The sequence below is a fragment of the Streptomonospora alba genome (assembly GCF_000826685.1).
GTDB classification, from domain to species: Bacteria; Actinomycetota; Actinomycetes; order Streptosporangiales; family Streptosporangiaceae; genus Streptomonospora; species Streptomonospora alba.
The window spans coordinates 1-16451 of record NZ_JROO01000043.1; the positions used below are offsets into that span (position 1 = coordinate 1).

The 16451-nt window shown below is 73.7% G+C and carries 8 protein-coding genes; all 8 read right to left on the reverse strand.

The window, feature by feature from the left end; all coding sequences use genetic code 11:
- On the reverse strand, window positions 1–189 hold a 189-nt coding region (locus LP52_RS21030; protein WP_040276097.1), incomplete at its 3' end, for a polyketide synthase docking domain-containing protein.
- A 102-nt stretch (window positions 190–291) separates the two neighbouring features.
- On the reverse strand, window positions 292–9945 hold the full coding sequence (locus LP52_RS21035; protein ID WP_202966149.1) for a type I polyketide synthase: 9654 nt from the start codon (window positions 9943–9945) through the stop codon (window positions 292–294).
- A gap of 589 nt (window positions 9946–10534) precedes the next feature.
- Window positions 10535–11797, reverse strand: coding sequence for a styrene monooxygenase/indole monooxygenase family protein (locus LP52_RS21040; protein ID WP_040276098.1), 1263 nt, complete (start codon window positions 11795–11797; stop codon window positions 10535–10537).
- Between the two features lie 61 nt (window positions 11798–11858).
- Window positions 11859–12416: a GTP-binding protein gene (locus LP52_RS21045; RefSeq protein ID WP_040276099.1), complete on the reverse strand. Its 558-nt coding sequence runs from the start codon at window positions 12414–12416 to the stop codon at window positions 11859–11861.
- Window positions 12417–12429: 13 nt separating this feature from the next.
- Window positions 12430–12789: a DUF742 domain-containing protein gene (locus LP52_RS21050; protein ID WP_084723379.1), complete on the reverse strand. Its 360-nt coding sequence runs from the start codon at window positions 12787–12789 to the stop codon at window positions 12430–12432.
- A gap of 48 nt (window positions 12790–12837) precedes the next feature.
- Window positions 12838–13263: a roadblock/LC7 domain-containing protein gene (locus LP52_RS21055; RefSeq protein WP_040276100.1), complete on the reverse strand. Its 426-nt coding sequence runs from the start codon at window positions 13261–13263 to the stop codon at window positions 12838–12840.
- Window positions 13264–13344: 81 nt separating this feature from the next.
- A complete protein-coding gene (locus LP52_RS21060) occupies window positions 13345–14778 on the reverse strand; it encodes a sensor histidine kinase (protein ID WP_052810096.1) in 1434 nt (477 codons plus the stop codon).
- 605 nt (window positions 14779–15383) lie between these two features.
- Window positions 15384–16430: a LacI family DNA-binding transcriptional regulator gene (locus LP52_RS21065; protein ID WP_040276101.1), complete on the reverse strand. Its 1047-nt coding sequence runs from the start codon at window positions 16428–16430 to the stop codon at window positions 15384–15386.
- Window positions 16431–16451: the final 21 nt, after the last annotated feature.

Consider the following 16451-nt stretch of genomic DNA (forward strand, 5'->3'; position numbering starts at 1 on the left):
CGGCGAGGCCACACCCCCCGGCAGCCGGCAGCCGATCCCCACGATCGCGATCGGCTCCGCGGCGGCGCCGGTGAGCCGGCGGTTGTCCTCCTTGAGTCGCTCGTTGTCCTTCAGCGCCGAGCGCAACGCGGCGACGAGGCGTTCGGTGGCCTGCGGCTGCGACCGGTCGTGGGTGTTGGACGCGTTCATCGCGGACCTTCCTTGTCGTACGAGCGTGAGGGGCGGCGTCTGTCGACGGGGCAGGCCGCCGGCAATGGAGGGTGCTTTTCGGCCGCAGCGGCGCTACGGGCGTCAGCGCAGTTCGTCCTCGGTCAAGGCCAGGCCGACGAGGTCGTCGACGCTCATGGACTCGATCTGCGCACCGTCGTCGGAGACGGGAGCTTCTCGAGCCGCTCGTGTTTCAGGTCCGGTGCGGGCCAGATCGAGCAGCGATCCGGCGATCCCGCTCTCGCGCAGCCGGTCCAGGGGCACGGTGCGCACCGCGTCCAGCAGTCGGGTGAGAGTGTCTTCGCCGCCGCCCTGGCCGGCATCCGCTCCTTCGGCGGCCGAGACCGGTACCGCGGCGGCCGGCGGCGCGGGCTCGGCGCTCCCGCGCTCGTCGGGGCGCAGGCGGGCGGCGAGCTGGGCGGCGAGGGCCTGCGGAGTGGGGTGGTCGTAGAGCACTGTGGCCGGAAGCCGCAGACCGGTGGCGGTGTTGAGGCGGTTGCGCAGCTCCACCGCGGTCAGCGAGTCGATGCCGGCCTCGGTGAGCTGCTTGTCGGGGCGCAGCGCGGTGCCCGAACCGTGGCCCAGCACGGCCGCGGCGTGCTCGCGCACCAGATCCAACAGCGCGGCCCGCAGCTCGTCGGCGGGCAGATCGGCCGACACGAACTCCGACCGGTGCGCGGCGGTGCCGGCCGGGGCCTGCGCTGCGGCGCGGCGCGCACGGTTCCCGCTGCGCGCGTCCTGGGGCTTGTGCTCCGAGAGTCGGGCGGGCACCAGGTGCGGGCGGTCGAGGGCGAGAGCCGCGTCGAACAGCTCCAGTCCGCGCGCGGTGCTCATCGGCTCCACGCCGAGGCGGCGCATGCGGGCGAGTTCGGCCGCGCCCATCCGCCCCGTCATCGTGCTGTCCTGCTCCCACAGGCCCCACGACAGTGAGGTCGCCGCACGACCGCGGGCGTTGCGGTGGTAGGCGAGGCCGTCGAGGAAGGCGTTGGCGGCGGCGTAGTTGGCCTGCCCCGCGCCACCGAGCGTGCCCAGGGCCGAGGAGAACAGCACGAACGCCGACAGGTCGGCTCCGGCGGTCAGCTCGTGCAGGTGCCAGGCGCCGTCGACTTTGGGGGCGAGCGCCCGGTCCAGCTGCTTCGGCGTCAGCTCCCCCAGGGTGGCGTCGTCGAGCACGCCGGCGGCGTGGACCACGGCGGTCAGCGGCCGCGCCTGGGGGATGTCCTCCAGCAGCTCGGCCACCGCCGCCCTGTCGGTGACGTCGCAGGCGCGCACCTCGACCTCGGCGCCGAGCCCGGTCAGTTCGCAGACCAGGTCCATGGCTCCCGGGGCCATGGGCCCGCCCCGGCTCGTCAGCAGCAGCCGCCCGGCCCCGTGGGCGGCGACCAGATGCCGGGCGAGGGCGGCGCCCAGGGTTCCGGTGCCGCCGGTGACCAGGACGGTCCCCTCGGGATCCAGCGGTCGGGGCAGGGCGAGGACGGTCTTTCCGACCGTGGCGCCCTGCTGCAGTTCGCGCAGCGCAGCCGGCGCGTCGTGGAGGGCCTTGCGGCGCAGCGGCGGTTCGGGCCCCAGGCGCCCCGCCTCCAGCAGGTCGACGACCTCGCCGAGTATCCGCTGGATTCGCGTGGCGGGCACATCGGGCAGGTTGAAGGGCAGGTAGGCGCGTCCCGGATGCCGGGCCGCGACCTGCTCGGGGCGGCGCAGGTCGGTCTTGCCCATCTCCACGAACCGCCCGCCTTGGGCCAGCAGGCCCAAAGACGCGTCGACGTAGTCTCCGGCCAGCGCGTTGAGCACGACGTCGACACCGCCGGAGGCCGCGAACCGCTCGGCGAACTCCCGGCTCCGCGACGAGGCGATGCGGGAGTCGTCCAGTCCCATGGCCCGCAGCAGCGGCTGCTTGGCCGGGGAGGCCGTGGCGAAGACCTCCGCACCCAGGTGGCGGGCGAGGGCGACGGCGGCGGTGCCCACTCCCCCGGCCGCCGCGTGCACGAGCACGGACTCGCCGGGCCGCACCCGGGCGAGGTCCACCAAGGCGTAGTAGGCGCTCAGGTAGGCCACGGGTACCCCCGCGGCGTGCGCGAACGACCAGTCCCGGGGCATCGCAGCGATGTGCGTCCGCTCCGCGACCGCCTGCGGGCCGAACGCGCCTTCGAACATTCCCAGCACCCGGTCGCCGACCGCGAGGTCGTCCACCCCGGGGCCGACCTCGGTGACCACCCCGGCGCCTTCGCTTCCCATACCGGTCTCGCCGGGCAGCAGCCCCAGCGCCACCACGACGTCGCGGAAGTTGACTCCGGCGGCGCGCACGGCGACGCGGACCCGGCCGCGGCCGAGGGGCCCCTGCGCCCCGGGCGCCGGCTGGGGCCCGACGGCGTCCAGGGAACCGGGCTCGGCCACGTCCAGGCGCCAGGGGTCTTCCTTGGGCGGCGCGGCGGCGGGCGCGGCGGCCGGGACCAAGCGGGGGACGTAGATCCGGCCTCCACGCAGCGCCACCTGCGGTTGCCGCGTCGCCGCGGCGCGGCGCAGCACGTCGGCCGGGTGGCCGGCCGCGTCGTCGTCGACCAGTACGAACCGGCCCGGGTGCTCGCTCTGGGCCGTGCGCACCAGGCCCCACGCCGGGGTCTGGTGCAGGCCCTCAAGCCGGTCCGCGGCCGTCGCCGCCACCGCCCCGCGGGTGCGCAGCACGAGCACGGAGCCGGCGAACCTGGCGTCCTCGACCCATTCCCGCACCACGGCCAGGACCCGGTGGGCGACCTTCGTCGCGTCCCGGTGCAGCTCGAAGCGATCGGCGCCGGGGCACTCCGCGACCACGGCCGAGGGCGGCGGGGCTCCCGCGTCCAGCGCGCTCCGCAGTTCGTCGAGGTCGGCATAGGCGGTGTCGGCGGCCGAGGAGGCCGCGAGGCGGCCGGCCACCCCCAGGAACGCCCAGGCCGGCTCCTGATCGGGGGCCTGCGACGCGGGCCCCTCCGCGGCGGTCCATTCGAACGCGTACAGCTCTCCGGCCCGCGACAGAGGGGCCTCGGGCATCGGCCGCAGGGTGACCCGGTCGAGTTCCGCGACGAGGGCGCCCTGGGGGTCGTACATGTCGACTGCCGCGCTCGCGCCGTCCCGAGGCGTGATCCGCACCCGCAGGGAGGTGGCGCCGACCGCGGCGATCCGGAATCCGGCGACGGTGTGCGGCACTCGGGGAGGACCGTCTACGGGCGCTGCCGCGGCCAGGGCCTGCAGTGCGGCGTCCAGCAGAGCCGGGTGCAGGCCGAATCCGTGCGCCGCCTGGCGGTGCTCCTCGGGCAGCGCGACCTCGGCCAGGATCTCGTCCCCGCGCCGCCACAGGGCGCGCAGGCCGCGAAACGCCGGACCATAGGCGTGGCCCCGTGCGGCCAGGGTTTCGTAGGCGCCGTCCACGTCGACGGGGTCGGCACCGGCAGGCGGCCAGGCCCCAAGACCGGCGGCCGCGGCCCGTCGCTCGGCATCCGGCGCGGCGGCAGGACGCAGGCTGCCGCTCGCGTGGCGCCGCCAATCGCCGTCGGTTCCCTCGGGCCGGGAGTACACGCCCACGTCGCGGCGCCCCTGCTCGTCGGCGGGCGCCAGCACGACCTGGAAGGCCGCCCCGTCGGCGGCGGACTCGCCCAGGACCAGCGGCTCCTCCAGGACGAGTTCCTCCAGGTCCGGGCATCCCGCGCGGTCACCGGCGCACACCGCCAGGTCGGCCACCGCTGCACCGGGCAGCAGCACGCGTCCGCCCACCGCGTGGTCGGCCAGCCACGGCGCCTCGCGCAGCGCCAGCCGCCCGGTGCAGACGGCACCGCCGTCCGCGAGGTCGACGACGGCGCCCAGCAGCGCGTGACCGGTGCCCGCTTGCCCGAGGGAACCGGGGTCGGCGTCGGTGCGCGGCTGGGCCAGCCAGTAGCGCGTGCGGTGGAAGGCGTAGGACGGCAGGTCGACGCGGCGTGCGCGGCCGCTCGACGCCAGGGCCCCGAAGTCGACGGGTACACCGCGGACGAAGGCCTCGGCGAGAGAGGCCAGCAGCCGGCGCGGCCCGCCCTCGTCGCGGCGCAGGGTGCCCAGGGCCGCGCCGTCGGCGTCGCCGGCGGCCAGGGTGTCCTCGATGGCCGCGGTGAGCACCGGGTGCGGACCGGATTCGAGGAACAGGCCGTGTCCGGCGGCGATGAGCGCCTCGACGGCGGATCCGAACCGCACGGGCTCGCGCAGGTTGGCGTACCAGTAGTCGGCGTCGAGCGCTCCGCCGTCGAGTTCGGCGCCGGTCACCGCCGAGAAGAAGGGAACCGTGCCGCTCCGCGGCGCGATACCGGCGAGGTCGGTCCTGATGCGTTCGCGAGCGGACTCCACGTGCGGGGTGTGCGACGCGTAGCCCACCTCGATCATCCTGGCGCGCACCCCTTCGGCCTCGGCTGCGCCGACCAGCTCGGCCACCGCCTCGGCGTCTCCCGCGACCACCGTGGCGGCGGGGCCGTTGACCGCCGCGATGTGGGCGCGGCCGGTGCGCACCGCCGTTCGCTCGGCCGTGCGTTCGGGCGACTCGCCGAGGAAGCCCATGGCACCGCCGCCGACGAGCTCGCCGACGGCGCGGCTGCGCAGCGCCACGACCGCGGCCGCGTCCTCCAGCGACAGGGCGCCGCTGACGCAGGCGGCGGCGACCTCGCCCTGGGAGTGGCCGACCACGGCCGCCGGTTCCACCCCCGCTGAGCGCCAGACGTCGGCGAGGGCGACCATGACGGCCCACAGCGCCGGTTGGACGACGTCGACCCGGTCGAGGGAGGGAGCGCAGGGCAGCCGGCACAGTACGGCGCCGAGTGAGAAGTCGACGTGGGGAGCCAGTGCCTGCTCGCACTCGGCGATGCGCGCCCGGAAGACCGGGGAGGAGGTCATCAGCTCGGCGCCCATTCCCGGCCACTGCGCCCCCTGTCCGCCGAAGACGAAGACCGGTGCGCCCGGCCGCTCGGCGCTGCCCTGGACCACCAGCGCGTCCCCCGCCCGGCTCGCCCCCTCCTCCAGCGCGGCCAGCCCGCCGCGGAAGCCGGCGTGCTCGGCGGCCAGGACGACGGCGCGGTGCGCGAAGTGGGTGCGGTGCCGGGACAGGGTCAGACCGATATCGGCCGCCCGCGCGGCGGGATCGCGCTCCAGGGCGCTGCGCAGCCGTGCGGCCTGGGCGCCGAGGGCGTCCGGGGCCGCGGCGGTGACCGGCCACGCGACCAGGTCGGTCTGCAGCCACGGGTCCTCGGCCGCGCCCTCCGGCTCGGGGGGCGCGCCGGGCGAGATCGCCCGCGCGCCCGGCGGCGCCGCCGGTGCGCCGGCGGCGAAGTCGTAGGCGAGTTCGCGCGGGGGCTCTTCGATCAGCACATGGGCGTTGGTGCCGCTGATCCCGAAGGAGGACACGCCGCCGATCCGCACCCCGCCCCGGCGGTCGGGCCACGGCCGGGGCCGCGCCAGTGCGGGCTCGACTCCCAGGCCGCTCCAGTCCACCAGCTCCGAAGGCCCGCCGCCGGCTCCCGGCATCGCGGGCACCATGCCGCGGCCCATTGTCCCGACCAGGCTGATCACGCCGGCGACACCCGCCGCCGCCTGCGTGTGGCCGATGCCGGCTTTGACCGAGCCCAGAACGACACCGGGTCCGGCGGCGCCGTAGACCGCACCCACGGCCCGCGCCTCGATGGGGTCTCCCAGCCTGGTGCCGGTCCCGTGGCCCTCGACCACGCCGACCGCCTCCGGACCGATGCCGGCGTCGGCCAGCGCCGCGCGCAGCACCCGTTCCTGTGCCCTGCCGCTGGGGGCCGACAGCCCGTTGCTCGCGCCGTCCTGGTTGACCGCCGAGCCGCGCAGCACGCCCCACACGGTGCGGCCCGCGGCGGCCGCGTCGGCGAGCCGCTCCAGCACGATCAGCCCCGCGCCCTCGGACCACCCCGTGCCGTCGGCGCCGGCGGAGTAGGGCTTGCAGCGGCCGTCGGGGGCGAGTCCGCGCTGTGTGCTGAACTCGGTGAACACCCCGGGGGACGCCATCACCGTGGCCCCGCCGACCAGGGCGATCTCGCACTCGCCGCGCCGCAGCGCCTGCATCGCCTGGTGCAGCGCCACCAGCGAGGACGAGCACGCGGTATCGACCGTCACGGCAGGGCCTTCGAAGCCGAAGGTGTAGGCGATCCGCCCCGAAGCCACGCTCGCCAGGCTGCCGGTGAGCAGGTGCCCCTCCGATCCCGCTACGGGCTCGTGCAGCCGGGGCCCGTACTCCTGGACCATGGCTCCCACGAACACGCCGACGGAGCGGCCCCGCAGCGCGGAAGGGCGGATCCCGGCCCGCTCCAGCGCCTGCCAGGCGGTCTCCAGCAGCAGCCGCTGCTGCGGATCCATCGCCTGCGCCTCGCGGGGGGAGATCCCGAAGAAGCCCGCGTCGAACTCGTCGGCGTCGTGGACGAAGCCGCCGCGGCGCACATGGCTGCGGCCGGGAGCGCCCGGGTCGGGGTCGTAGAGACCGTCGAGGTCCCAGCCGCGGTTGCCGGGAAACTCCGAGGTCGCATCGGCCCCGGCGCTCACCAGGTCCCACAGCTTCTCCGGTGTGTCCACGCCGCCGGGCAGCCGGCACGCCGCCCCGACGATCGCGATGCGGTCGCCGGCCTCGTCCGAACGCCGGGCCTCGGCCCCCGCCCGAACGGCCCCGGGCCGCGCCGGCTGTTCATCCCGCAGCCGGAAGGCGACCTGGTCGGGCGTCGGCGCGTCGAACAGCAGCGTCACCGGCAGGTCCCGGCCTGTCGCCCGCGTCAGCCGGTTGCGCAGCGCGACGGCGAGCATGGAGTCCAGCCCCATGTCGTGGAAGCTGGCCGCGGTGTCGACGGCTTCGGGCGAGTCGTGGCCCAGTACGGCGGCGGTTTCGGCCTGGACCAGCCGCAGCAGGGCGCGGTGTGTATCGGCGCCCTCGTGGGCACCGGCTGTCTCGGGCCCCGCAGCGCGCGCCGGGCGTTCCTCCTCCGCCGACGCCGCGGTACCGGCCTCCGGGGCCTCGGGCCCCAGCCCGAAGGCGCGGTGCCGGAAGGCGTAGGTGGGCAGCTCGACATGCCGGGGCGCGGCTCCCAGCATCGCCTGCCAGTCAGGTTCGATCCCGTTGACGTGCAGTCCGGCGACGTACTCGGCCGCCGCACGTTCTTCGGCACCGGAGCGCAACCCGGACAGGAACGCCGCGCCGCCTTCGCTTCGGGCCTCCTTCCGCTCTTCGGCGCGGGCCGCGACGCAGTCGCGTGCCGCCTCGGCGATCCCGGAGCCGGGCCCGAGCTCGCAGAAGACGCGCGCGCCGCGCTCGTGCAGCGCCGCGACGCCGTCGGCGAGGCGCACGGCCTCGCGGGCGTGGCGGGCCCAGTGCTCCGGGTCGGCGAGTTGCTCGGGTCCGACGACGCCGCCGGTGAGCCCGGAGACCGGTTCGGGACCACACGCCGGTCGGACGTCCAGGCCGCGGGCCGCGGCCAGCAGGTCCTGCACCGCCCGCTCGGTCCGGGGAGCCGGCAGGATTCCGCCCGGAGTCGGGTCGGGGGCCTCGGCGCCGTGGGCGGCCAGCAGCCGCACAGCCCGGACCGTGCTCTCCCGGTCTCCTGAGAGGACCACCTCCCCCGGGCCGCCGACCGCGGCGACGGCGACCCTGCCGTCGAGTCCTTCGGATGCCAGCAGCGCGGCCGCGGCGGCGGCGTCGGCACCGACGCCGGCGTGAACGGCGTCGGCAAGCCCGTCGAGCTCGCGGGCCCCGGCGGCCACCAGCGCGCAGGCGTCGGCGAGCGGGAGCATCCCGGCGGCGTGAGCGGCGGCGGCCTCACCGGTGAGGGAGTGGCCGGCGACGAAGTCCGGACGCACTCCCCAGGCCTCCAGCAGCCGGTAGAGCGCCGTGCCGACGGCGAACAGGGCGGGTTGGGCCCACCCGGCGCGCTCCAGCAGCGCGGCCTGCGCGCTGCCCGGCCTCGCCCACACCACATCGCGCAGCGGGCGCTCCACGAGCGGGTCGAATCCGGCGCAGACCTCGTCGAAGGCCCTCGCGAACGCCGGGTGGTGCGCGTGCAGGCGCCGCCCCATCCCCGCGTACGGCCGTGCCAGACCGGAGAAGAGCATCGCGGCCCCGCCGCCGCGGGGCATGCCTCGCCGCACGGTGGCGGCGGTGGATCCGCGGGCCACGGCCGCGAGCCCGCCGGCCAGCTCCTCGCGGTCGGCGGCGACCACGGCGGCACGCCGGGCGAGCGGTGAGCGGGTGAGAGCCAGCGCGGCGGCCAGCTCCGGCAGGTCCGCGTCGGCGGCGTCGGCGACACGCGCGCCCAGCTGTTCGGCCTGCCCGCGCAGCCCCGCACCGCCGGCCGCCGAGAACACGAAGGGCAGCGGAACCGGATCGGTCCCGCGGCCGGCGCCGCGAACGCGGACGGCGCGGCCGGAACCGGTCTCCCGGCGCGTCCCCTCCGGGGCGGCCAGCACGAGGTGGCAGTTGGTTCCGCCGATCCCGAACGAGGAGACCCCGGCGACGGGTCTGCCTGCCGCCCGCGGCCAGTCCGCGCGTTTCAGCTGGACACGCAGCCCGAGCCGGTCGAGTGCGATGTCGGGGTTGGGCGCGGTGAAGTTGAGGCTGGGTACCAGCTCGGCGTCGCGCACGCCCAGGGCCGTCTTGATCAGCCCGGCGATCCCCGCTGCCGCGCCGAGGTGGCCGATGTTGGTCTTGACCGACCCCACCGGCAGCGGATCGTCCGCCGCCCGCGCCGCGCCCAGGGCCGTGCCCAGGGCCGCCGCCTCGACGGGGTCGCCGGTGGGCGTCCCGGTGCCGTGCAACTCGACATAACCCACCGCCGCCGGGTCGATGCCGGCGTCGCGGTAGGCCTGGTGCAGCACGTCCTCCTGTCCGTGTCGGCCCGGCACGGTCAGGCCGCTGGTGGCGCCGTCGCTGTTGACCGCGCCGCCCAGGAGTACGGCATGGATGCGGTCGCCGTCCGCCAGGGCCGTCGGCAGCGGCTTGAGCACCACCGCTCCCCCGCCCTCGCCGCGGACGAAACCGTTGGCGCGTGCATCGAAGACGTAGCAGCGCCCGTCGGGCGAAAGCGCCCCCAGGCGTTGTTCGCCCGCGGCGCTCTCGGCCGCCAGATTGAGATGGACGCCGCCGGCCACGGCCAGCTCGGATTCGCCCCGGCGCAGGCTCTCCATCGCCAGCTGCACACTTACCAGCGAGGAGGACTGCCCGGTGTCGACGGCCAGGCTGGGGCCGTGCAGACCCAGCGCGTAGGAGACCCGGTTGGCGATGACCGCGCGGCTGTGCCCGGTGAGGGTGTGCGCGGTGGCCGCGCCGGGGCCTCGGCGGTGCCAGCGGGCGGCGAAGTCGTCGCTCATCGCGCCCACGAAGACACCGGTCCGGGTGCCGTGCAGATCCCGCACGGGAACGCCGGCGTTCTCCACCGCCTCCCATGCCAGCTCCAGCATCAGCCTCTGGCGGGGGTCCATGGCGGCCGCCTCGCGCGGGGCGATCCCGAAGGGCTCGGGGTCGAACGCGTCCGCGTCGACGAACCCGCCCGGGAGCGGCCCACCGGCGGCCTGAGGTGCGGTGGCGGCCCGTTCCGGCGGCGGGTCGGCGATGGCGCTGCGGCCCGCACGCAGCAGTTCCCGGAACCGTCCCGGGTCGGCCGCGCCGGGGAAGCGGCACGACATGCCGATGACGGCGATGGCGCGTGCGCCGGCCGCGGTGCTGCGCGGATCGGCCGGATGCGAGTGCGTCACCAGATCCCCCTGCTCGTTCGCCCGTCCCTCAGCGCGCTGCGCACGGGAATGCGCACACGCTGCTGAATCGGCTTCCACCTGCACATGCGCTGCGCATCGGAGTTTTCCGCGTTCGCCGAAACGATCTCGGCGTCAGACGTTCTGCGCCACCCGCCGGCGGCGCGCGGCACCAAAAGGGAAGCGGAGGCTTACCACGAAGACACACCCCGGAAACGGGGCGGCGATTCTTCCTGGACAGGCGCGGTAAAGGGGTGGGGAAGGTTCGGCGTGCCCTGTGCCATGGCTGTGCCTCGCGGTCGACGGGAAAACGGTACGCAAGAAGACCAGACCAAATGCCGCATACGGCCTCAGATGACCACATGCGCCACTTAGACGACGCAACAGAGTGATCGTAGCCGGACCCCATTTCTTCGGCAATAGCAGCAATGTTTCGGACGCAAACGCCGATTCACCGACAAGATCACAAAAATGGCCATGGCTATAAAAGATGCTGGTGTGACACAAGAGACGTTCGGCCCGGATCCTCCGCGGGGAGGCCTCCGGGCCGAACGGCCGATGGTGCTCTTTCCGGTTGTGTCCGGGCGGCGGTTTACTGCCGACCGTCGTGCGCTGCTGCGACCTCCGCCAGGTACGCGCGTGCGAGCTCGGGGTCGTAGAGCCAGTCCTCGTAGTCGGGCGGGTAGTCCCAGCCCTGGATCCAGCGGTCACCGATTTCCGGGTAGCTCGCGGCGGCGCCGAGGAGTTCCTGGAAGTGCGCCGGAAGCTCCTGGTCCCAGAACGTGGACTGGAGCTCGGCGAACCGCTGCACCGGCAGCCCGTACTGCCAGAACCGCTCGAAGGCCCCGGAGAGGAACGCCTCGTCGAACGGGCGATCGCCGTGCTCCACGATGCTCTTCAGGTAGCTGCGCGCGCACCGGGTGGAGTGGTTCCATCCCTGACCGACGAAGGGGTCCATGGTGATCACCACGTCGGCGATGCCCAGCACGAGACCGCCCGAGGGCAGCACGCCCACGGGATTGCGCACCTGCGGCGTGAAGTACTCCACCAGCGTGCTGTTGCCGTCGACCAGCGCGGCGTTGCGCACCCGCTCGTAGTACTCCGGAGCGTACTTGCGCAGCAGGTCCTGCATCCGCCGCCACTGCTCCTCGGGCTGGGGCCGGTCGGGCCAGGCGTCCATCGGGCCGCCGCGCTTGTCGCCGAGGAAGAGCGAGTGGCAGGGGCCGTCGGTGGTCAGGAACGGCACGAAGATCATGTTTCCGGCGTCCGCGGTGGACGCCGCCCAGCCGATGTTCTCGCTCTCGCCGGGGTCGGGCAGCACGTCGTAGATGTTGGCCTGGGCCACCACCCGCGGACGCGCCCCGCTGAACCGGCTCGTGTCGGCGTCGAACAGCGCACCCAGTTCACCGGAGCCCACCGCGACCACGATCAGGTCGAACATCCGCGAGAAGTAGTCGAGGTCGGTGAGCGTCACGCCGTGGATGACGACCTTGCCGCCGGAGTCCTCGAAGTACTCCAGCCAGTCGGCCATCTTGATCCGCCGGTCGATGGAGACCGTGTACCGGTCCCCCTTGCCCGTCCTGCCCTTCAGCGCGACCGGGTCCGCGCCCGGCGGATAGAGGTGGATCTTGAAGTCCGTCATCCGCGGGGCCTGGCCGGTCCAGAAGTCCAGGTGCAGCTCGCGTTCGTAGTCCAGGGCGGTCGGGAAGGTCACCTGGGTCACGGAGGGCCTGCCGGTACGGATCTCCTTCGAGCTCTGCCCGGTGATCACCGTGACGTCGTAGCCGTGGTTGAGCAGGCCGTGGGCCAGATGGAGACCCGAGTGCCCGGCTCCGACGATGAGGATCTTGCGCATCTAAGTGGTCCTTTTGGCGAAGTCTGCGGTATGCGCCGACCGGGAGGAGGCGGCGCTGCGGTCACCCGACCGGCGCAGCGGCGGCGTTGTTCGACAGCGCGTACCGGAGCAGCGTCTTGAGCACCGACCCGCTGGAGGAGCGGTCGCGGGCGTCGAAGTCGAGGATGGGAACGTCGCTGCTCACCTCGAGCGCCTCGCGGATCTGCTCGGTCGTGTATTCGAGCGCGCCGTCGAACTTGTTGAGCGCCACGACGTAGGGGATGCGCCGGTTCGTCTCGAAGTAGTCGACGGCCTCGAAGCTGTCGGCCAGCCGACGGCAGTCGACGACCACCACCGCGCCCACGGCCCCGCGCACGAGGTCGTCCCACATGAACCAGAACCGCGCCTGGCCCGGCGTGCCGAACATGTAGAGGATCAACTGCTGGTCGACGGTGATGCGGCCGAAATCCATTGCCACGGTGGTCGTGACCTTCTGCGGCGTGGCCGAGGTGTCGTCGTGCGGGACGCTCGCCTCGGTCATCACGGCTTCGGTTGTCACCGCCGGGATCTCCGAGACCGAGCCGACGAGTGTCGTCTTCCCCGCTCCGAAACCGCCGGCGATGACGATCTTGGTCGACATCTTGGTCTGGATGTCACTGGAAAAGTCGTTCGAGACCACGAAGCGCCCTCTCGAGAACCTGGTTTTCGGACGGGCTGTCGCCCGTGATTGTGGGATGGATGTATACGACCCCCAGTTCGGCGAGATCACTCAGCAGCACCTGCGTCACGCCGAGCGGGATCTTCAGCTCCGCCGACACCTCGGCGACCGAGCGCGTCTCCCGGCACAGCAGGTAGATCCGCTGCGACTCGGGCATGAGGTTCGCGGGAGCGTCGTTGCTCGGATCGGCGGTGGAGACGAGCGTCTGCACCATGAGGGGGTGGCGTGATCGGGTCCGCCCGCCCGTGAACGTGTAGGGGCGGATGCGCGAGCCCCTTCGCTTGCGGTAGCTCATGACTGTGGCAACCTCTTCATTCGCTCCCGGCCTGCCCGGCCGCCGGCTCTAGTTCCCGATCACTTCCCGCAGCTGGGACCGCAGCTGCGGGGTGAGGGCGTGGCCGACGTTCTCCACCAGCCGGGTCATCTGGTAGGCGACGATCTTCATGTCCGCCGACGGCGTGGTGAGGACCGCCAGGCAGGAGCCGTCGCTGATCGACATGACGAACAGGTGGCCGCGCTGCATGCGCACGATCAGCTGCTCGCACTCGCCTTTGGCGAACAGCTTCGCGCCGCCCACCGCCAGGCTGTGCATTCCGCTGGCGATGGCCGCGAGCTGCTCGGCGTGCTCCTCGGGAAAATCCTGAGAGGAGGTCAGCACCAGGCCGTCGGAGGAGACGACGACCGCATGGTCGACTCCGGGGACGTCGGCGACGAAGTTGTTGATCAGCCACGCGAAGTTCTCTGCGGTCACGGCTATCTGGTTGTCCATCGCTATGTTCCAGCTCTCTCGCTCGGCGTGCGGGGGTCGGGGACCGGAGGCGCGGGGCGCCGGCGGGCGCACCGCGGCGCGTCACGGCCCGTCCGCGCGGCCGTCCTCGCGGGCGGCGGCGCGCTCGCCCTCCATGAATCCGTCCAGCTCGTCGCGGATCCGCTCGGCTCTCTCGGTGGCGTCTTCGGCGGGCGGGGGACCGGGCGGCTCCTCGGCGGGCATCATCCGCAGCGGCGACGTGTGGGCTGTTCGGCGCGGCAACCCTGCGGAGGTGACCGCTGACGTGGCTTCGCTCTGGCGCGGGCCGCTCGGGGCGGCCGAGGCGCCGGTGTCGCCGGCGGTCTCCTGGGGTGCGGGATCGGCGCGGTGGGCACCGGGCTGGGCCGCGCCCGCGGAGGGCTGCGGAGCGGCGCCCGCCATCGCGGGCACCGCCTGCTGCGGCACCGCCGGCGCGGGGGTGGGTCCGGTGGCGCTCAGCAGCGCGGCGGGGACGACCGTGTAGGCGTTGACGCCGCGGAAGGCGCGGGCCTCCAGCTGCACCCGCAGGCCGTGGCGGTGGGCGATGCGGCTGGCGACGTAGAGCCCCATGTGCCGCATCACGCGCTTGTCCAGTACCGGGGTGCCCGCCAGGCGTGTGTTGATGTCGGCCAGCTGGTCCTCGGGGATGCCGATCCCCTCGTCCTCGACCACCACCAGCAGCGCGCCGTCGGGCATCATCTGACCGCTGATGACGACCTGGGCGTGGTCGGGTGAGTGGGTGGTGGCGTTGTCGAGCAGCTCGGCCAGCAGGTGGCTCAGGTCGTCGGCGGCCTCTCCGAGGACGAAACGGTCGGGCAGGCGGCCGAGCTGCACGCGGCCGTAATCCTTGATCTCGGACGTGGCGGCGCGGGCGACGTCGAGCAGCGCCACCGGCTCGATGCCGGAGTCGTCGCTCTCCTGGTCGGCGAGCACCAGCAGGTTCTCGCCGTTGCGCCGCATACGGGTGGCCAGGTTGTCGATCTCGAACAGCTTCGCCAGCAGGTCGGGGTCTTCGGTGGAGTCCTCCAGGCTGCCGACGATGTCCAGCAGCGACTCCACCATGGTCAGGTCGCGCATCGCCAGACCGGCGAGCGCCTCGGTGAGCAGGCCGGGGTCGGGTGGGGGCTCGGGCACGTGGACGGGCTGCGCCCAGGCGTTGTACCGGTGCGTGGCGCCGGGGGCGCCGTGCGCGGAGCCGTTGTAGGCAGGGCCGCTCCACTGGCCCGGTCCGACCGGGTGAGGGGCGGCCCGGTGGGTAGCGGGAGCCTCCGGTCGCCAGGGGGCGGGCCCGCCGGCGGCGGGTCCCGGTGCGGGTGCCGCGGCCTGGGCCGGGGTGCCCGGCTGGAGCCGCACCGGCTGCGACTCCACCTCCCGACGGCCCATTCCCAGTCGGCGAAGCAGCCGCCGGAAGCGCCCTCCGCGGGCGGGTGAGTCGTCGTATGCGGTCATACGCGTCGGCCGGTCGTCGCGGCCGGGCGGTGAGGGCGGCTGCGCCACAACACGCCTCCTCGAATCGTCTCGGTGACCGGGGGATTCCGGCCCTGAAACGGCACCGGAAACACGTCGGCGGCCTGGGACCGCCGATCGCCTCGGTGCCTTGGTCGCGCGCCGCCGCACACAGAGAACGCTCCTGCCGGGCAATTCGGTTCGGCGCTCGCACCGGCGGGGGCGGCCGCTGCGACACCTCACCCCTGAACAGGAGGTTCGTCGAGTGGATCGGAAAATCCGCGCGAAACCAGGTCATGTGCAGGTCTCACTTTTCGTCGGGATCGTCAAGTCCCTCCGAATCAACGGCGAGCCTAGCAAAGGGCAACGACGAAAACAGTGAATCCTGGAAAACGCCGCGAAGATACTTCGGGCGCACTGCCTGCGTTGAATAATCCGGCGCATGCGCAATGCCCGCTTCATGTTTGCATCGCCCGAATAGGTGCGGTTACCGAAAAGCGCGGTTCACCTCGTTCGGTGAACCGGCGTCCTGTTAGGGACTTTCGGCACTACGGCCCCGCGCACGCCGCCCGCGTCCCGCGATCAGCGAGAACGAGAGAAATGAAAGCAGGGACGGCGCCGGGCGGACACCCCGCCACGGCCGCCGGGCGCGGCGGCTACGGCCGGTAGGCCGCCGTGGATCCGCGCACGACCAGCTCCGGGGCGAACCGCAGGCGCTCGTGGCGGTGGTCGGGATCGCCGAGCTCCGACAGCAGCAGCTGCATGGCCGCCCGACCCAGCTCGTACTTGGGCTGGCCGACGGTGGTCAGCCCCGGGTGCACCAGCGCGGCGAGGTCGACGTCGTCGTAGCCCACCACCGACAGGTCGCCCGGTGCGCTCAGTCCGCGCCCCCCCAGCCCTTTGAGGACACCCACGGCCAGCTGGTCGTTGGTGCAGAAAACCGCCTGCGGGCGGCGCTTGGGCCCGCCCGCCAGGACCTCCTCCACGGCCTTCTCGCCCGATTCGGCGTTGAGCTGGGCGGTGCGGATGACGCGCACCGCCTCGTCGGGATCGGATCCCGCCTCGGCGACGGCGGCGCACAGGCCCTCCAGCCGTGTGCGGCACTGCTCGAGGTCGGCGGGGCCGCCGAGGTAGGTGATGCGTTCGTGGCCGAGGTTGATCAGGTGGCGCCCGGCCGCCAGGCCGCCGGCGTGGTTGTCGACCGAGACGCTGCAGGCGGTCTCGCCGGGCACGTCGCCGATGTCCAACAGCACGCCGGGCACCCCCTGCTTGCGCAGCCACAGCAGGTCCTCGGTGTCGTTGTCGACGGGCATGATGACCGCGCCGGCGGCACGCTGCTCGGCCAGCAGCCGCATGGAGCGGCGCTGGCGGGCCGCCTGCTCAGCGGAGTTGAGCAGCACCACGGCCAGCCCTTCCTCGCCGGCGGTGTCCTCGACGCCGCGGGCGACCTCGGCGAAGAACGGGTTCGTGACGTCCAGAACGAGCAGGCCGACGGAGTCGCTGCGCCCCGAACGCAGATTGCGCCCGGAGGAGTTGCGGACGTAGTCGAGCTCCTGGACCGCGCGCTCGACGCGGCGCCGGGTGGACTCGGCGACACGCTCGGGGCGGTTGAGGACGTTGGAGACGGTGCCGGGGGACACACCGGCGCGCGCCGCCACGTCGTTGATGCCGACTGGCCGGTTGGTGCCTTCGGTCGAGGACAACGCTGCTCTCCGCGGTACTCG

Coding starts and splice junctions, on each gene's coding strand:
- LP52_RS21040 (WP_040276098.1), bottom strand. CDS start 11,797: ATGCGCAAGATCCTCATCGTCGGAGCCGGGCACTCGGGTCTCCATCTG.
- LP52_RS21045 (WP_040276099.1), bottom strand. CDS start 12,416: ATGTCGACCAAGATCGTCATCGCCGGCGGTTTCGGAGCGGGGAAGACG.
- LP52_RS21050 (WP_084723379.1), bottom strand. CDS start 12,789: ATGAGCTACCGCAAGCGAAGGGGCTCGCGCATCCGCCCCTACACGTTC.
- LP52_RS21055 (WP_040276100.1), bottom strand. CDS start 13,263: ATGGACAACCAGATAGCCGTGACCGCAGAGAACTTCGCGTGGCTGATC.